At 64.1% G+C, this 16,883-nt stretch carries 16 protein-coding genes; 5 read left to right on the top strand and 11 right to left on the bottom strand.

All coding sequences use genetic code 11. The annotated features are described in order from the left end of the window. Window positions 1-100: 100 nt before the first annotated feature. Window positions 101-1,381, bottom strand: coding sequence for a cytochrome-c peroxidase (locus F3H26_RS08105; protein WP_149775550.1), 1,281 nt, complete (start codon window positions 1,379-1,381; stop codon window positions 101-103). A gap of 6 nt (window positions 1,382-1,387) precedes the next feature. Here F3H26_RS08105 and F3H26_RS08100 point away from each other — a divergent pair, with 6 nt between their 5' ends. Further along, window positions 1,388-1,858: a tetratricopeptide repeat protein gene (locus F3H26_RS08100; RefSeq protein WP_005980315.1), complete on the top strand. Its 471-nt coding sequence runs from the start codon at window positions 1,388-1,390 to the stop codon at window positions 1,856-1,858. Window positions 1,859-1,898: 40 nt separating this feature from the next. Here the strand turns inward: F3H26_RS08100 and F3H26_RS08095 are convergent, their stop codons facing one another. From F3H26_RS08095 to F3H26_RS08070, 6 genes are read right to left on the bottom strand one after another with little or no spacing between them, the layout of a single operon-like run. Then, window positions 1,899-2,960, bottom strand: a complete 1,062-nt coding sequence (locus F3H26_RS08095) for a TRAP transporter substrate-binding protein (protein ID WP_149775549.1) — start codon at window positions 2,958-2,960, stop codon at window positions 1,899-1,901. Window positions 2,961-2,985: 25 nt separating this feature from the next. Then, the gene (locus F3H26_RS08090; RefSeq protein WP_149775548.1) at window positions 2,986-4,275 is read right to left on the bottom strand and encodes a TRAP transporter large permease; all 1,290 of its coding nucleotides are present in this window, start codon (window positions 4,273-4,275) and stop codon (window positions 2,986-2,988) included. Further along, window positions 4,276-4,863, bottom strand: coding sequence for a TRAP transporter small permease (locus F3H26_RS08085; RefSeq protein WP_149775547.1), 588 nt, complete (start codon window positions 4,861-4,863; stop codon window positions 4,276-4,278). Between the two features lie 53 nt (window positions 4,864-4,916). After that, complete coding sequence (locus F3H26_RS08080) at window positions 4,917-5,435, bottom strand: flavin reductase family protein (RefSeq protein WP_149775546.1); 519 nt, start codon at window positions 5,433-5,435, stop codon at window positions 4,917-4,919. Further along, window positions 5,432-6,322 carry an aldo/keto reductase gene (locus tag F3H26_RS08075; protein WP_149775545.1) on the bottom strand — a complete coding sequence of 297 codons (891 nt, stop codon included), beginning with the start codon at window positions 6,320-6,322 and terminating at the stop codon, window positions 5,432-5,434. Before F3H26_RS08075 ends, F3H26_RS08080 begins: the two co-directional genes overlap by 4 nt. Next, on the bottom strand, window positions 6,322-7,476 hold the full coding sequence (locus F3H26_RS08070) for an LLM class flavin-dependent oxidoreductase (protein WP_093964187.1): 1,155 nt from the start codon (window positions 7,474-7,476) through the stop codon (window positions 6,322-6,324). The genes F3H26_RS08075 and F3H26_RS08070 overlap by 1 nt, the downstream gene beginning before the upstream one ends. A 104-nt stretch (window positions 7,477-7,580) precedes the next feature. Here F3H26_RS08070 and F3H26_RS08065 point away from each other — a divergent pair, with 104 nt between their 5' ends. From F3H26_RS08065 to serA, 4 genes are all read left to right on the top strand, one after another. After that, window positions 7,581-8,291, top strand: a complete 711-nt coding sequence (locus tag F3H26_RS08065; protein WP_149775544.1) for a GntR family transcriptional regulator — start codon at window positions 7,581-7,583, stop codon at window positions 8,289-8,291. A gap of 13 nt (window positions 8,292-8,304) precedes the next feature. Further along, the gene (locus tag F3H26_RS08060; RefSeq protein WP_149775543.1) at window positions 8,305-9,405 is read left to right on the top strand and encodes a Gfo/Idh/MocA family protein; all 1,101 of its coding nucleotides are present in this window, start codon (window positions 8,305-8,307) and stop codon (window positions 9,403-9,405) included. Window positions 9,406-9,587: 182 nt separating this feature from the next. Further along, window positions 9,588-10,742 carry a phosphoserine transaminase gene (locus F3H26_RS08055; RefSeq protein ID WP_149775542.1) on the top strand — a complete coding sequence of 385 codons (1,155 nt, stop codon included), beginning with the start codon at window positions 9,588-9,590 and terminating at the stop codon, window positions 10,740-10,742. A 68-nt stretch (window positions 10,743-10,810) separates the two neighbouring features. Then, complete coding sequence (gene serA, locus F3H26_RS08050) at window positions 10,811-12,406, top strand: phosphoglycerate dehydrogenase (protein ID WP_149775541.1); 1,596 nt, start codon at window positions 10,811-10,813, stop codon at window positions 12,404-12,406. A gap of 103 nt (window positions 12,407-12,509) precedes the next feature. On the opposite strand, the gene F3H26_RS08045 is transcribed toward serA, so the two are convergent. The 4 genes from F3H26_RS08045 to F3H26_RS08030 form a co-directional block, all read right to left on the bottom strand. Then, complete coding sequence (locus F3H26_RS08045; protein WP_149775540.1) at window positions 12,510-13,025, bottom strand: acyloxyacyl hydrolase; 516 nt, start codon at window positions 13,023-13,025, stop codon at window positions 12,510-12,512. Between the two features lie 139 nt (window positions 13,026-13,164). Continuing rightward, entirely contained in the window at window positions 13,165-14,682 is a 1,518-nt protein-coding gene (locus F3H26_RS08040) for a malonate--CoA ligase (RefSeq protein WP_149775539.1), read from the bottom strand. Window positions 14,683-14,771: 89 nt separating this feature from the next. Continuing rightward, window positions 14,772-15,476, bottom strand: a complete 705-nt coding sequence (locus tag F3H26_RS08035; RefSeq protein WP_149775538.1) for a GntR family transcriptional regulator — start codon at window positions 15,474-15,476, stop codon at window positions 14,772-14,774. A gap of 28 nt (window positions 15,477-15,504) precedes the next feature. Next, complete coding sequence (locus F3H26_RS08030) at window positions 15,505-16,866, bottom strand: formimidoylglutamate deiminase (protein WP_149775537.1); 1,362 nt, start codon at window positions 16,864-16,866, stop codon at window positions 15,505-15,507. Window positions 16,867-16,883 lie beyond the last annotated feature (17 nt).

Genomic DNA, 16,883 nt, shown 5'->3' with positions numbered 1-16,883 from the left:
CGGTGACCGGAACCTCGTCTGCACATGCCCCCCCATGGACGCATACGAAGACGCCGCAGAATAAAAACACAAAAACCCCCGCCCAAAGGCGGGGGTTTTCTCAGGGCTTGAAGCCCGCGGGCACGCCAAAGGGCGGTGTTTCCACGCTCGTTCCGGTCAGGGTGTGCAGGAACGCCACCAGCTGCGCGATTTCACCGTCGCTCAGGTCAACTGGCGTGATGTCGACCTTGGCGCGTTGGCGCGCCATCTCGAACCGGTCCTGCCAGACGATGAAATCGGCCTGTTCCAGCCACGGCACCTTGGGCAGCGCGGCCTGATCGGTCGTCCAGCGCGACAGGCTGGTTGCCGGGTTCAGGTGATGGCGGATGATCCCTTCGAGGTCAGGAAAGGCGCCGTTATGGCCGTAGGGCGCCGTCAGCGCCACGTTGCGCAGCATGGGCGTGCGGAACCGATAGGCGTCCTCCAGCCGGTCGCTTTCGCCCATGCGGCCCACGTCGCGGGCATAGGCGTCCCATTGCCGGGTGCGGCCCGGGCCGAAAGGCGGCAGGGCCAGCGCGTGGAATTTCTGATCCGACAGCAGCGGCCCCGAATGGCAGGTGGCGCATCGCGCATTGCCATAGAACAGCCGCATCCCGGCCTTCTGATCGGGGGTCAGGGCGGTCTCGTCTCCGGCCAGGTACTGGTCGAACGGGCTGTCGGTGCTGCGCCATTCGATGGCCATGAACGCGGCCAGAGCGTTGGCGACATGGGTGATGGTGATGTCCTCGGTGCTGTCCACGTCGTCAAAGGCGGCCACCATCGCGGGGCCGTATTTCGGGTCGGTCCGCACCCGTTTGGCGATGATCGGCCAGCCCTTGTCGATCCGGTCATGCACGGCGCCTGTAACTTCGTTCTCGGCCACGTTCCCGGCCATTTCGAACTGCGCGGTCATCGGAAACAAGGCCTGCGCGGCCAGCAGCGAGTTCAGCCCTTCGGGCAGCCATTCCTGCGCGGGCGAGTTGAACCCGTTGCCATAGACGTCCGACAGGCTGAGCCGCCCGTCATGGAACATCGTGTGGATGTCGCGCGCGCCCAGGTTCCACAGGCCCGGCGCGTTGCGCGGGATGCGCTTTCGGATGCGGTCCGCCCCGGTGCCGGGCGTGCGGTCGGGGCCAAGGCCCTGGCCACCCTCGCCGATGCCCAGCGACAGGCCGTCGGAGGTGCCGAAATCGGGGTGGTGGCAATGGGCGCAGCTGATGTTGCGGTTGCCCGACAGGATCGGGTCATAAAATAGCTGGTGACCGATCGCGGCCTGTTCCCTATCAAAGAACAGAAAGTCGTCATCGGTCAGCGGCGCGGGCAGCTCCTGCGCCCAGGCCGCCCCGCAGAACAGGAGACCCAACGCCCCATGCGCCAGCTTGTGCTTGCCCTTTGTCTTGCCGCCACGCCCGTCTGGGCCGAACTGGAACAGGCCCGTGATCTGATGGAGGCGGGCGAGTTTGCCGCCGCGCGCGAACAGCTTCTGCCGGCGGCCCGGTCGGGCAACGCCGAGGCCGAGGAGCTGATCGGCGTGATGTACGGCCTTGGCCTTGGGGTCGAGCAGGACTATGAGCGCGCGTTCGAATGGTATCTGCGTGCCTCGATGAAGGGGCATCCGGGCGCGCAATCGGGTGTCGGATGGTATTACGAGCTGGGCCTGGGCCTGCCTGCCCCCGATCTGGTGCGGGCCTACATGTGGTACACGCTCAGCGCCATCGGCGGCGACCCCGATGCGGCGATCAGCCTGGAAGAGGTGGTCAAGAAGATGACGCCCGAACAGATCGAAAAGGCCCATGTGCTGGTCAATGACTACAAGGGGTGGATGTACCCCTTTCGGTAAGGGCGGGCCGGGATGACGCGACACCCCGGCCCGAACCGTGTCAGTTCAGGTCGGCAGCGCGTTCCGCGTTGATCTCGGCCTCGGCCTCGGCCACGGCCGCGGTCAGAGCGGCATAGATCTCGTCCCCGCGCGCGACGTTCTGCTGGAACCAGTCATAGACCGGGGTCGCGGCCTGCTTGAATGCCTCTTTTTCCTCGGGGGTCGGCACGTACAGGTCGCCGCCACCGGCCACGAAATCCTCGTAGGCCTGGATCGACTTGCGCTTGGGCGAGGCAAAGGTGGCCTGCTGCAGCGCATAGAACCCGTCGACGACGACGCGGCGCAGGTCTTCGGGCATCTCCTGGAACTTGGCGTTGTTCATCCACCACAGCGCGCCCATATAGGCGTGCCCGTCCAGCGTGACGTATTGCAGGCCGGCATCGGGGAATTTCATGCCCATGATGTCGGTGATGCCGTTCTTCGAGCCGTCAACCACGCCGGTCTGGAAGCTGGTGAACAGTTCCGGCCACGGGATCGGGGTGGGCGAGGCGCCCAGGGCCTTGACCAGTTCCTGCGGCAGGTCTGCGACCACGGTGCGGATCTTCAGGCCTTCCATGTCCGCGGGCTTGGTGATGCGGCGCTTGGTGTTGGCGAAATTGCGCCAGCCGCCGGTGTTGCCGATGGTCATCAGACGGATCGCGCCGCCCGAATCCTCCAGCGCCATTTCGCGCATCTTGCGGGTGAAATCACCCGACAGAACCCGCTCGGCGATGCGGTCGTCGGCCATCAGATAGGGCAGGTCCAGAACCTGCACGTAAGGGAAGATGCCCGAGGCCCCGCCCGAGGTCGAGATGTAGATGTCGATGGTGCCGTCGGCCACGCCCTGCAGGCATTCGGCCCCGTTCGAGCACAGCTGCGTGCCGATGAACAGCTCGACCTCGATCGCGCCGTTCGAGGCGTTCTCGACGAAGTTCTTGAACACGACCAGGCCGTCATAGTCCTCGTCGTTTTCATTCGAGTTGGCGGTGGCGCGCAGCGTATAGTCGGCCGCCGAGGCCGCCAGCGCCGAGGCCGCCACCAGCGACGTGGCCAGTGCTGCGGTTTTGAAGAATGTTCTGAGCATGCGTTTCCTCCCTGTGGTACTCAGTCTAGTTTGCAAATCCCGTCAAACGCGGGATCGTCATGGATATTGCGGGGACATAGGTGATCAGGAAGATCACCGCGATTTCGACGGCCAGGAACGGCAGGATCGCCTTGGCGATGGTTTCCACCCGTTCGCGTGACACGGCGGCGGCCACGAACAGCACCAGACCCATGGGCGGCGTGGCCAGGCCAACGGTCAGGTTGACGCTCATGATGATGGCGAAATGGATCGGGTCGACCCCCAGGCTGGAGAAGATCGGGCCCAGGATCGGCCCCAGGATGATGATCGCCGGGCCTGCATCCAGGAACATGCCCACGACGAACAGCAGCAGGTTGATCAGGAACAGCAGGATCAGCGGGTTTTCCGACAGTCCGAGGATCAGCGCGGCCAGTTGCTCGGGCGCATGGCTGAGGCTGACCACGGTCTTGAACGCCATCGCGGCCCCCACCAGCAGCAGCACCACGGCCGAGGTCATGCCCGCATTGCTGAGGACGTCGGGCACCTCTTTCAAGGTCAGCGTGCGCAGCACGAAAAACCCGATGAGGAAGGCATAACCCACCGCGACGGCGGCGGCCTCGGTCGGGGTGAAGATGCCGCCCAGAATGCCGCCCAAGATGATCACTGGCGTCATCAGCGGGAAAAACGCCTTGAGGCTGGCCTGACCGCGCTCGGGCCAGGTGTATTTGCGGCTGGCCACCGGGAAATCATACCTGTTGGCCATGACCTTGATCATCAGCATCAGGCCGATGCCCACCATGACGCCCGGCACGATGCCGGCCAGGAACAGGGCCGCGACGCTTTCGCCCATCACATAGGCGTAGATGATCATGATCCCCGAGGGCGGGATGATCGGCCCGATGACCGAGCTGGCGGCGGTGATCGCGGCGGCGAACTTGCGGGTATAGCCCTGCTTCTCCATCGCCGGGATCAGCATCGAGCCCAGCGCCGAGGTATCGGCCACCGCCGAGCCCGACAGCCCCGCGAAGAGGATCGAGCTGAGCACGTTCACATGCGCCAGCCCGCCGCGCAGATGCCCCATCAGCGCCTGGCTGAACTCGACCAGACGGATGGTGATGCCGCCGCGGTTCATCAGCTCTCCGGCCAGCATGAAGAAGGGGATGGCCATCAGCGGAAAGCTGTCCATCCCGTTGTAGACATTGCGATACAGCAGCGTGATGTCGTTGGTCTGGCCGTTCAGCCACAGCAGCAGGCCGGGCGCGGCCAGCAGCGCGAAAAAGACCGGCAGGCCGATCAGCAGAAACACCAGGAAGACGGGCAGGAACCAGACCAGCATCTATTCGGCCCCCACGGCGGCTTCGGGGATCTCGGGCAGCAGGTGGCCACCGCCCAGCATGGTGATGATCGAGCGCAGGATCAGTTCGACGTTGACCGACAGCAGCAGGATCACGCCCACCAGCAAGGAGGCCATCATCCAGCTGCGCGGGATCCGGTACCATTCGTCAAAGCTCAGCGAGGTGGGCAAATACAGCGCGGCGGTGGCGAAACGCCCGCCAAAGCCCGTGACCTCGGACCAGCCGATGCGCACGGCGACCACCAGAACCGTCAGGCTGAGCAGCAGCAGGAACAGGTTCAGCAACTGGCCGGGTACGCGCGGCAGAAAGCGGACCAGCATGTCGATGGCCACGAACCCGCCGCGCCGGAAGGCGGTGGGTGCCATCAGGCCGGTCATCCACAACATGCAGAACCGTGCGGCCTCGTCGGGCCAGGGCAGGGCGTTGCCCAGAACGTAGCGGAAAAACACCTGGATCAGGATCGCAATCACCATGAAGGCGATCGCAACGACACCAACCGCGCGGCCCAGACGCAGCGCGGTTTCGTTCACGAATGCGATCGGCGCAAGCACCGACGTCAATCCGCCCATGCGGATCCTCCCTGTTCAGGCCGCGGGTTTGGCCCGCGACCGTTGTCCCGCACTTATTGGTGCGCGAATTGGCCGAGCTTGCCGGCGTAAAAGGTCAGCGCGTCTCCGTCCGCCATGCTGGCCCGCAAGACCTTGCCCACCACGATAACGTGATCGCCCGCATCGTGATACGCATGTTGTTCACATTCGAACCGCGCCAGGCATCCGCGCAGCAGCGGCGTGCCGTTTTCGCAGCGGTCGTGGTCGATGTCGCGCAGGGCAAAGGCGTTTTTCGAGCAGCCAAAGCACAGCTCGGCCTGGTCGGCCGACAGCACGTGGATGCTGAAATGCCGGGCCGCGCGGAAATAGGGGAACCGGCGCGAATTCCGGTCGCCGGCCCACATCACCAAGGGCGGGTCCAGCGACAGCGAGGAAAAGCTGTTGGCCGTGATGCAGACCGGCCCGTCGGGGCTGTCGCAGGTCACCACGGTGACGCCGGTGGCGAACCGGCCGAAAGCGTCCCGCAGGGTGCGGGTGTCGTCCTTGTGCGGAATGAAGGTGCGCGCCATGTCGTTCGAAAATGCGTTCATCATGGTACCTCATGCCCCAGCGCCGCCTCGTAGAGGCGGAACCAGGCTTCACGATCCAGATTGACTTTCAGAGCGTCCGAAATGCGCTTGATACGGTCCAGGCTGTTGGTGCCCAGAACCGGCAGGATGCCGGCCGGATGGGCCAGCAGGAAGGCCACGGCCACCGCGGCACGGTCGACGCCGAACTGCGCGCCGATCTCGTCCGCGACCACGCCCACCGGAGGATTGCCCGCCATCAGCGCTCCGCCGCCCAGCGGCGACCACGCCATCACCGGGTGGCCGTGCTGCTGGTGAAACGCCAGATCGCCATTGGTGAACGGAGCGATCGCGCCCAGAGAAATCTCGATCTGGTTGGTCACCAGCGGGGTCTTCATCGCCGATTGCAGCAGCTGCCAGTCCCAGGGGCGGAAATTCGACACGCCCACCGCGCGGACCTTGCCGCTGGCCACCACCTCGTCCAGCGCGGCGCCGGTTTCATGGTGGTCCATGAACGGGTCGGGGCGGTGGATCAGCAGCAGGTCGATATGGTCGATCGCCATTTCCTGCAGCGAAGTGTCCACAGATTTCAGGATATGCGCACGCGAGGTGTCATAGTATTTCACCTTGGCATCCGTATAGCGCCCGCAGGGGGCGACGATGTCGCATTTGGTGACAATCTCCATCCGGTCGCGCAGGCCGGGATTGGCGCGTAGGGCATTGCCCAGAATCGCCTCGGCGCCATAGTCGCCATAGATGTCGGCCTGATCGAAGCTGGTGATGCCCTGATCCAGACAGGCGTGGATCTTGGCCGCCACATGCGCGGCCGAGGTGTCGCTGTCATCGCCCAGCCGCCACATACCATAGACAAGGCGGCTCAGTTCCAGGGTGTCGGAAAGCTTGATACGTTGCATCAACGACGAACTCCGTTGCCCAGCGGCGTCGCCGGGGTGTCAGCAGGAACCCTTCCATAGGCTTCGGGAAGGGAACAGGTTTTCAGATGTGGCATCACTCGGGTGCCGAAATGGCGGGCCTCGTCCATATGCGGATAGCCCGAGAAGATGAAGGCGCGGATGCCCATCTTCTGATACTCTTCGATCTTCGACAGCACCTGGTCGGTCGACCCAACCAGCGCCGCGCCGCAGCCTGACCGCGCCCGGCCGACGCCCGTCCACAGGCCCGGCTCGACATAGCCGTATTTGTCTGCCAACTCGCGGTTCCTGGCCTGATGCGAAACACCGAGCGAGGTGGCGTCCAGCGCCCGTTCACGGATCGCGCGACCGTATTCGTCATCCAGTTTCGACACGATGTAGTCGGCGTATTCCTTGGCCTCGGCCTCGGTGTCGCGCACGATCATGTGCACCCGCAGGCCATAATCCAGCGTGCGGCCGTATTCGTCGGCCACCGCGTGCACGGCCTTCATCCGCTCGGCCAGCTGGTCCTTGGTTTCGGGCCACATCAGATAGACGTCGCAATGCTGGCCGCACAGCTTCAGCGCATCGGGCGAATAGCCCCCGAAATACAGCAGCGGCCCGCCGGTCTGATAGGGTTTGGCCGGATCGGTCGTCAGACCCGAGAAATTGTAGACCTGACCCTGGTAATTGATCTCATCCTGCGTCCAGGCCTGTTTCAGAATCTCGACCACCTCGCGCGAGCGCTGGTAGCGATAGCTGCTTTCGGCCTTTTCGCCCGGAAAATCCGACGAGATGATGTTGACCGTCAGCCGCCCCTTCAGCATGTGATCCAGCGTCGCGATGGTGCGCGCCAGCATGATCGGCTGCATCTCGCCGCAGCGCACGGCGGCCAGCAGGTTGATCTTTTCGGTGATCGGGGCGCAGCCGGCGACAAAGCTCAGCGTGTCCTGCCCCACCTGGTACGAGGACGGGCACAGGATGTTGCGAAAGCCCTGCGCCTCGGCCTCTTTCACGATGCCCGAGCAATGTTCCCAGCTGGAGCGCAGATCGCCGTCGGGGACGCCGAGAAACTGATAATCGTCCGAGCACAGCGCCGCGAACCATGAAACCTCGGCCGCATCCAGATCGGGGGATGTGATGGGGACGATCGTCATCTGATTCTCTCTCCTGCCGGGTGCAACTTTTCTCTTGCGTAGCAACCACATTGATGTAGATCAATAGTGTATCAATTTTTTCTGCGACCAAGTGAAGCGCCCGCGTGCCCCCATCCAACAAAAACCCCAACGCCCTGCCAATCTATGTGCAGATCGCCGAGCTTCTGATCCGCGACATCGCCGCCGGACGGCTGATCGACGGCGAGCGTCTGCCGCCCGAGCGGGACATGGCGGCGCAGTTGAACGTCTCGGTCGGGACGCTGCGAAAATCGCTTGCCGAGCTGGAAAAAAAGGGGATGCTCGAGCGGATCCAGGGTTCGGGCAACTATGTGCGCGAGACCGGGACCCAGAACAGCGTCTATGCCATGTTCCGGCTGGAACTGCCCGAGGGCGGCGGCCTGCCGCGCGCCGACATCCTGTCGGTCGATCACCTGGACAAGCCCGCCGACCTGCCCGATTTCGGCACCTCGCGGCGCGGGTCGCGCGTGCGGCGGATGCGCTATCTGAATGACACAATCATCGCGGTCGAGGAAATCTGGCTGGACGAATCAGCCGGTCTGATCGACCGGCGGCTGCTGTCGGACTCGCTCTATCGCTATTACCAGCAGCAGCTTGGGTTCTGGATCACCCGCGCCGAGGATCGGGTTTCGGTCAGCCGGCTGCCCGACTGGACCCCCGCGAACTTCACCCGGCCGGCGGGCGAGACCGTCGGTTACATCGAGCGGTTCAGCTGGTCGGAACGGCCTGAACCCGTCGAGTTTTCGAAAACCTGGTTCGACCCGGATCGGGCAACTTACGTCCAACGACTGAAATGACGAGGAAACGCGCATGACCCGGACCATCAACTACGGGCTGATCGGATGTGGCATGATGGGGCAGGAACACCTGCACAACATTGCCCTGCTGGAGGGCACGCAAGTGGCCGCCATTTTCGAGCCCGACCCCGAGATGGCACGCGCCGCGCAGGCGATTGCGCCGGGGGCCAAGATGGTGCCGTCGCTGCAGGATCTGCTGTCGGTCGAAGACCTGGACTGCCTGGTCATCGCCAGCCCCAACCATCTGCATGTGGATCAGATCGCCCAGATCGCCCAGACCCGTCCCTTGCCGTTGCTGGTGGAAAAGCCGCTGTTCACCAACCCCGACGATGCCGCCCGTCTGGCCGAGATCGAGCGCAGCTATCCCTGTCCGATCTGGGTGGCGATGGAATATCGCTATATGCCGCCCATCGCCGCCCTGATCGCCGAGGCGCAGGACACCAGCGGCGGGGTCAAGATGCTGAGCATCCGCGAACACCGCTTTCCGTTCCTGGAAAAGGTCGGCAACTGGAACCGGTTCAACCGCAACACCGGCGGCACCTTCGTCGAGAAATGCTGTCATTTCTTCGACCTGATGCGCCTGATCCTGCAATCAGACCCGGTACGCATCAGCGCCAGCGGCGGGCAGGCCGTGAACCATCTGGACGAAACCTATGACGGCGAGACGCCCGACATCCTGGACCACGGCTATGTCATCGTCGATTTCGCCTCGGGCGCGCGGGCGATGCTGGAGCTGTGCATGTTCGCCGAGGGCGCGCGGTATCAGGAGGAAATCTCGGTCGTCGGCCCCAAGGCCAAGATCGAGGCGCTGGTGCCCGGGCCGGGCCGGTTCTGGCCCGAACATCTGGGCGAGCCGCCGGTGCCGCAGCTGATCGTCAGCCCGCGCGACCCCAAAGGCCCGATCACCCGCGACATTCCCGTCGATCCGCGCCTGCTGGCGGCGGGCGACCACAACGGCTCGACCTTCTATCAGCATCAAGGCTTTCTGGCGCTGGTGCGTGGCGAGCGCGATGCCCCGGATGTCAGCCTGACCGACGGCATGTGGGCCGTGCGCATGGGGCTGGCGGCGCAGCAATCGCTGGCCACGGGCGAAACCGTCCGGCTGGATCGCTGAGGTCTTTCTGCGGGTGCAAAATGCGCCGATCGGAAACCTGTGTTCCGATTTGGCGTCACCGCCCGTGTCGTTTTTGATGTTCAAAGCGTCTTTTCCGCTTGCCCGCCCATCTGCGGCCCCCTAGGTCTGGCCGCGGGACACCCCTCCCCAACGAGGGGCGTATATCTGGAAGGGTAACACCAATGACCATCGAACGACCGGCAGCGCGGCCGGCCAATCCGCGTTTTTCCTCGGGCCCCTGTGCCAAACCCCCCACATTCGAGCTGAACAAGCTGGCCGATGCCGCGCTGGGCCGGTCGCACCGCGCCGCCATCGGCAAGGACAAGCTGAAGGCCGCTATCGAAGGCACGCGCGAGCTGCTGGGCATTCCGGCTGACTATCGCATCGGCATCGTTCCGGCCTCGGATACCGGCGCGGTGGAAATGGCGCTGTGGTCGCTGCTGGGCGAACGCAAGGTCGAGATGCTGGCCTGGGAAAGCTTTGGCGCTGGTTGGGTTACCGACGTGGTCAAACAGCTGAAGATCGACGCCGAGGTGAAAACCGCCGATTACGGGCAGATCGTCGATCTGGCGTCCATCGATTTCAACAATGACGTGGTCTTTACCTGGAACGGGACCACCTCGGGCGTGCGGGTTCCGAATGGCGACTGGATCGCCGATGACCGCGCCGGCCTGACCATCTGCGACGCCACCAGCGCCGCTTTTGCGATGGACCTGCCCTGGGACAAGCTGGATGTCACCACCTTCAGCTGGCAGAAGGTTCTGGGTGGCGAGGCCGCGCATGGCATGCTGATCCTCAGCCCCCGCGCGGTCGAGCGGCTGGAAAGCTATACCCCCGCCTGGCCGCTCCCGAAGATCTTCCGCCTGACAAAGGGCGGCAAGCTGATCGAGGGCATCTTCCAGGGCGCCACCATCAACACGCCGTCGATGCTGGCGGTCGAGGATTACCTGTTCGCGCTGGACTGGGCGCGCTCGGTCGGCGGGCTGCAGGGCCTGATCGCCCGCGCCGATGCCAATGCGCAGGCGATCTTTGACTTCTGCGACCAGAACGACTGGATCGACAACCTGGCCGAGGACCCGGCCACCCGGTCGAACACCAGCGTCTGCCTGAAATTCACCGATCCGCGGATCCGCGACGGCGCAAGCTTTGCCAAGGCGGTCGCCAAGCGGCTGGAGGCCGAGAACGTGGCGCTGGACATCGGCGCGTATCGTGACGCGCCGGCCGGGCTGCGCATCTGGTGCGGCGGCACGGTCGAGACGTCCGACATCCGGGCGATGCTGCCCTGGCTGAAATGGGCGTTCGAGGCCGAGATCGCAGCCCAGGCCGAAGCCGCCTGACCCTTTTCCCCGACAAGATCCGGGCCGCGTCCGGCCCGGAGTCATCATTCCATTCAAGGACCACGCACATGGCCCCCAAAGTACTCGTATCCGACAAGCTCAGCGAAACCGCGGTTCAGATCTTCCGCGACCGTGGCATCGACGTGGATTTCATGCCCGACGTGGGCAAGGACAAGGAAAAGCTGGCCGAGATCATCGGCAACTATGACGGCCTGGCCATCCGCTCGGCCACCAAGGTCACCGAGAAGATCCTGGAAAAGGCCGACAAGCTGAAGGTGATCGGCCGCGCCGGCATCGGCACCGACAATATCGACAAGGAAGCCGCCTCGAAAAAGGGCGTGATCGTGATGAACACGCCCTTCGGCAACATGATCACCACCGCCGAGCACGCCATCGCGATGATGTTCGCCGTGGCGCGCCAGATTCCCGAGGCCAATGCCAGCACCCATGCGGGCAAGTGGGAAAAGTCCAAGTTCATGGGGGTCGAGCTGACCAACAAGACGCTGGGCGTGATCGGCGCCGGCAATATCGGCGGCATCGTCTGCGACCGGGCGCAGGGCCTCAAGATGAAGGTCATCGCCTATGATCCCTATCTGGGCCAGGAGAAGGCCGACAAGATGGGCGTGGAAAAGGTCGAGCTGGACGAGCTGCTGGCGCGGGCCGATTTCATCACCCTGCACGTACCGCTGACCGACCAGACCCGCAACATCCTCAGCCGCGAGAATCTGGCCAAGACCAAGAAGGGCGTGCGTATCATCAACTGCGCCCGCGGCGGTCTGGTCGATGAAGAGGCGCTGGCCGAACTGATCAAATCGGGCCATGTCGCCGGGGCCGCCTTCGACGTGTTCAGCGAGGAACCGGCCAAGGAAAACCCGCTGTTCGGCCTGCCCAACGTGGTCTGCACCCCGCATCTGGGCGCCGCGACCACCGAGGCGCAGGAAAACGTGGCGCTGCAGGTGGCCGAGCAGATCTCGAACTATCTGCTGACCGGCGCGGTCGAGAATGCGCTGAACATGCCCAGCGTCACCGCCGAAGAGGCCAAGGTCATGGGGCCGTGGATCAAGCTGGCCGGCCATCTGGGCAGCTTCATCGGCCAGATGACCGATGAGCCGATCAAGGCGATCAACATCCTGTATGACGGCGTGGCGGCGCAGATGAACCTGGCGGCGCTGAACTGCGCGGTGGTGGCGGGGATCATGAAACGCTCGAACCCCGAGGTGAACATGGTCTCGGCCCCGGTCGTGGCCAAGGAACGCGGTATCAAGATCTCGACCACCAACCAGGACAAGTCGGGCGCCTTCGAGGGCTATATCAAGGTGACCGTGGTGACCGACAAGCGCGAACGCTCGATCGGGGGTACCGTGTTCAGCGACGGCAAGCCGCGCTTTATCCAGATCAAGGGCATCAACATCGATGCCGAGGTCGGCGCACACATGCTCTACACCACCAACGAGGACGTGCCGGGCATCATCGGCACCCTGGGCAAGACCATGGGCGAGCATGGCGTGAACATCGCCAACTTTACCCTGGGCCGCGCCCAGGCGGGTGGCGAGGCGATCGCGCTGCTGTATGTTGACGAGCCGGTTCCGGCCGAAGCCCGCGCCAAGCTGGCTGAAACCGGGCTGTTCACCCAGATCAAGCCGCTGGAGTTCGACGTGGTCTGATCTGCAATCCGAATCCACGGGCAGTTGTCGAATCCCGCGGGTTCGACAACTGCACCGGAGTCAGGAAATGCCAAAGGTTGCCGGGTCTCGACGATCCTGATGCTCAGAACCCCTTGGTGTACCGCAACAATATGGTTTCGCTGCCGGGCTCGTAGTTTTCGAACTCCGAATTGAATAGGTGATCCATCGAAACTGAAAGGCGGCTGGATTCTGTCAGTCGGTATCCAGCGCCGATAGAGGTGCGGTATTGAAATCTGTCGGTAAGCTTTCGTGGGGGCGACTCGCCACCCGGAAAATAGCCTCCTGCCGCAAGACTGAACTCGAAAAACACCCGATCCATTCCGAAATGAAGCAGTGAATGCAGGCCAATTCCGGCAAAGATATCGTGTTCGGTGTCTACAAGTACTGACGCCATCGCCGATACATCCACCCAAAATGCTCGCACGAAAGGATCTGAGTGAAGCTCAACCAAACCGGCAAAAGCGGGAACTCCATCGATGTCGAACAGATCGTCGGCTCCCAGTCCGGCCACCCACTCGGCAGAATTGGCAGTGCCAGGCGCGAACGTCAAAAGCGAGCCGACCACCGCGATCGTCCTTCCGATCGTCTCAAATACCATCGCCCCTGTATTTCCTTTTGCAGGTTGGTTGCTCGTTCCGAGAAAGTTGCCTGCGCGCAGGGCCTTGTGTCAATAAATTAGAGTTCTCGGACAAGGGTCGCCCGCCACATACGTTCCATTGGACGCGATGAGGAACGCTTCAATTGCCTTGAAACATTGCGTTGTAGGTCTCGCGCAGAACGTTTTTCTGCACCTTGCCCATCGTATTGCGCGGCAGTTCGTCCAGCAGGATCAGCCTGCGGGGATGTTTGAAACGGGCAAGGTTTTGGCGCACCGCCTCCATGATCGCATCCAGATCCGGTGCCGCGCCGGCCTCGGGCACCAGGATGCCCAGCACGGTTTCTCCGAAATCCGGGTGCGGCACGCCGATCACCGCGCTTTCCAGCACGCCGGGCTGGTCATCCAGAACCAGCTCGATTTCCTTGGGATAGATGTTGTAGCCGCCCGAAATGATCAGGTCCTTGCCGCGGCCGACGATATGCACATAGCCGTCCGCGTCGATGCGGCCCAGATCGCCGGTGATGAAGAACCCGTCCTCGCGCAGTTCGGCGGCGGTTTTCTCGGGCATCTGCCAATAGCCCTTGAACACGTTCGGGCCGCGCACTTCGATCATGCCGATCTCGCCCTGCGGCAGGGGATCGCCCGTTTCGGGGTCGGTGATCTTCAACTCGACCCCCGGCAGCGGAAAGCCCACGGTTCCGGCCCGACGCTCGCCGTCATAGGGGTTCGAGGTGTTCATGTTGGTCTCGGTCATGCCATAGCGTTCCAGGATGCGGTGGCCGGTGCGTTGCTCGAATCGCGTGTGGGTTTCGGCCAGCAGCGGCGCCGAGCCGGATATGAACAGCCGCATGTGCCGGGCCAGATCCCCGGTGAACCGGTCGTCGTCCAGGAGGCGAGTATAGAAGGTCGGCACACCCATCATCGAGGTGGCCTTGGGCATCAGGCGCAGGATGTCGTCCAGATCGAAGCCCGGCAGAAAGATCATCGACCCGCCGGCCGACAGCATGACATTGGTGGCCACGAACAGGCCATGGGTGTGAAAGATCGGCAGCGCGTGCAGCAGCACGTCGTCCGCGGTGAAGCGCCACTCCTGCACCAGCGTTTCGGCGTTCGACAGCAGATTCGCCTGCGTCAGCATGGCGCCCTTGGACCGCCCGGTGGTGCCCGAAGTGTAAAGAAACGCGGCCAGATCCTCCGGCGTGCGGCGCACCGGTTCAAACGCCGGCAGCATCCCCAGCGCGCGCCGCATCAGGCTGCCCGAGCCGTCGGCGTTCAGCGTTTCGACCCGCGCGCCATGGCCGTGGGCGATGGGCTCCAGTTCCGACAGCGCGCTCGCATCACAGACCACCAGCGCAGCGCCGCTGTTGTCGATGAAATAGCTCAGCTCGGCACCGGTATAGGCGGTGTTCAGCGGCAGAAAGATCAGCCCGGCCTGAACGCAGGCCGCATACAGCGCCAGCGCCTCGGGCGATTTGTGGACCTGCACCGCCACCCGGTCGTCCGGTTCCAGCCCGAGCCCCGTCAGCGCATTGGCCAGCCGCGCCGCCATGTCCAGAAACGCGGCATGGGTCAGCGTCTGCCCATCCGGCAGATGCAGAAACGGCGTGTCTTTGCCCGCATGGATGCCGAACAGACGATCAAAAAGCGGGTTGGCCATTTCGGGTCCTCCTGATTGCGGTGCCGCCGAACCGGACCCTGTATCGGATTGCGCCGCTGGTAAAGACCCTGTTGCAAGCCTTTTTTGCCTCAGAGCCGGGTGGTCATGCGATAGCCGGCTGCGAAATACATCTTGGCCAGCGTCACCGGCTGCCCCTGCAGCCAAGTGATGCGCTCGGCGGTGAAGACCGGCTCGCCTTCGGTCACGTCCAGAAAACCGGCCAGCGTGGCGTCGGCCCGGCTGGCCAGAAAGGACAGCTCGACATTGGTGAAGGGGACCGTCTGCACCAGCCATTCATTCGGGCCGATGGCCGAGAAGTCGGCCTGTTCGACCTGCGGCACGCTGTCGATGACGATCCAGCGGTCCTCGAACTGAAAGGGGGTGTTGTCGGAATAGTGCATGCAGCGCACATGCACCACGCGCTGCCCCGGTGTCAGCGCCAGCCGCGCCGCCAGCCATTCGGGCGCGGTCTCGGCCAGCGCCGAGACCAGCGCATAGCGATAGGTGCCGCCCATGGCCTCGACCTCGTCGCGCACCAGCGGGATGGTGAAGCGGGCCTGCCGCTGCGGGGCGCTGGATACGCGGGTGCCGGCCTTGCGGCGGCGTTCCAGGAAACCTTCCTCGGCCAGTTCGCGCAGCGCGCGGTTCACCGTGGTGCGGGTGCAGGAAAACTCGACCGCCAGGTCCTCTTCGTTGGGCAGCAAGGTGTCGGGTCGCCACTCGCCTGAACGGATGCGGCCAAGCACGGTCTGCTTGATGTCCTTGTAGCTGGTGGTCTCGGTGCTTTGGGTCATTGGGTGCTCGGCTTGGTGTTGGCGATGATTAGACTCGGGACAGCAGATCGGCAATGGCCCGGCGATAGGCGGGAATGATCGTGTCGCGCGCGACATGGCGCCCGGCGCGGACCGTGTGGCGGCCGGCCGACCACAGATCGGTCACCAGACCGTCTGGGGCTGCGAAACACAGCCCGTCCAGCAGTTGGTGGTCTCGCAAGGCGCACAGGGTCGGGTGCGCGCGGTCGATGGCCACCAGATCGGCCAGCTTGCCCGGGGCGATGCCCCCGGCGTCGCGCCCAAGCGCCTGCGCGCCGCCTTGGGCCGCGCCTGTATACAGGGCATGCCCGACCGAGCCTTCGCCTCGCACCAGAACCGCCCGGGCGCGATCGCGCAGGCGTTGCGAATATTCGAGAGTCCGCAGTTCCTCGGGCAGCGAAATGCGAATGTTAGAGTCTGATCCAACCCCGAACCGCCCGTTCGCAGCGACATAGGTCGGCCCTTCGAAAATTCCGTCGCCCAGATTGGCCTCGGTGATCGGGCACAGCCCCGCCACGGCGCCCGACCGTGCTAGGGCCCGGGTTTCGCCGGGCGTCATATGTGTGGCGTGGACCAGGCACCAGCGGTCATCGACCGGCAGGGTGTTCAGCAACCACTCCACCGGACGGCAGCCCAAAGCGGCCTGCACGTCCTGAACCTCTTTCACCTGCTCGGCGATGTGGATGTGAACAGGGCCGTCCGGGACGTTGTCGATCAGGGCGCGCAGGTCGCCCGGGCGCGTGGCCCGCAGCGAATGCGGGGCGATGCCGACGATGGTGTCGGCCGGGGCCTGCCGCGCCAGGCTCCGGGTCGCGTCGAGCAGGTCCAGATAGCGGTCCAGATTGTTGCCGAACCGCAATTGCCCGCCGGTCAGAGCCTCCTGCCGGACACCGCCACAGGTGTAGAGCACCGGCAGATGGGTCAGCCCGATCCCCGTCTGCTGCGCGGCGGCAAAGACGCGCTGGCTCAGTTCGGACAGTTCGGCATAGGGCGCGCCGCCGGGTTGGTGGTGGACATAGTGGAACTCGCCCACCGCGGCATATCCGGCCTCCTGCATCTCGAGGAAGGTCAGGGCGGCGATCGCCTCGATATGCGCGGGCGTCAGATTGTCCAGAAAGCGGTACATAAGCTGCCGCCAGCTCCAGAAGCTTTCCCGGCCTGCGGTTCGGGTCTCGGTCATCCCGGCCATGGCGCGTTGAAAGCTGTGGCTGTGCAGGTTCGACAGGGCCGGCAGCAGAAGGTCGACGCATGTATCGCTGGGCGCGGGCGGGACGTTGGCCTGCAGCCCGGCAATCCGTCCTTCGGTGATTTCCACCCGCAGGTTCGACGCCCAATCAGACCCTAACAAAGCGGTTTTTGCGTGTATCGTCATGCTGCGCTCAATATGTG

Source organism: Ruegeria intermedia, from assembly GCF_900129345.1.
In the GTDB taxonomy this organism is placed as follows: Bacteria; Pseudomonadota; Alphaproteobacteria; order Rhodobacterales; family Rhodobacteraceae; genus Ruegeria; species Ruegeria intermedia.
Note: the sequence above shows the minus strand (reverse complement) of the source record. Positions and strands in the feature narration are given on the sequence as shown.

Coding starts and splice junctions, on each gene's coding strand:
- F3H26_RS08100 (WP_005980315.1), top strand. CDS start 1,388: ATGCGCCAGCTTGTGCTTGCCCTTTGTCTTGCCGCCACGCCCGTCTGG.
- F3H26_RS08095 (WP_149775549.1), bottom strand. CDS start 2,960: ATGCTCAGAACATTCTTCAAAACCGCAGCACTGGCCACGTCGCTGGTG.
- F3H26_RS08090 (WP_149775548.1), bottom strand. CDS start 4,275: ATGCTGGTCTGGTTCCTGCCCGTCTTCCTGGTGTTTCTGCTGATCGGC.
- F3H26_RS08085 (WP_149775547.1), bottom strand. CDS start 4,863: ATGGGCGGATTGACGTCGGTGCTTGCGCCGATCGCATTCGTGAACGAA.
- F3H26_RS08080 (WP_149775546.1), bottom strand. CDS start 5,435: ATGATGAACGCATTTTCGAACGACATGGCGCGCACCTTCATTCCGCAC.
- F3H26_RS08075 (WP_149775545.1), bottom strand. CDS start 6,322: ATGCAACGTATCAAGCTTTCCGACACCCTGGAACTGAGCCGCCTTGTC.
- F3H26_RS08070 (WP_093964187.1), bottom strand. CDS start 7,476: ATGACGATCGTCCCCATCACATCCCCCGATCTGGATGCGGCCGAGGTT.
- F3H26_RS08060 (WP_149775543.1), top strand. CDS start 8,305: ATGACCCGGACCATCAACTACGGGCTGATCGGATGTGGCATGATGGGG.
- F3H26_RS08055 (WP_149775542.1), top strand. CDS start 9,588: ATGACCATCGAACGACCGGCAGCGCGGCCGGCCAATCCGCGTTTTTCC.
- serA (WP_149775541.1), top strand. CDS start 10,811: ATGGCCCCCAAAGTACTCGTATCCGACAAGCTCAGCGAAACCGCGGTT.
- F3H26_RS08045 (WP_149775540.1), bottom strand. CDS start 13,025: ATGGTATTTGAGACGATCGGAAGGACGATCGCGGTGGTCGGCTCGCTT.
- F3H26_RS08040 (WP_149775539.1), bottom strand. CDS start 14,682: ATGGCCAACCCGCTTTTTGATCGTCTGTTCGGCATCCATGCGGGCAAA.
- F3H26_RS08035 (WP_149775538.1), bottom strand. CDS start 15,476: ATGACCCAAAGCACCGAGACCACCAGCTACAAGGACATCAAGCAGACC.
- F3H26_RS08030 (WP_149775537.1), bottom strand. CDS start 16,866: ATGACGATACACGCAAAAACCGCTTTGTTAGGGTCTGATTGGGCGTCG.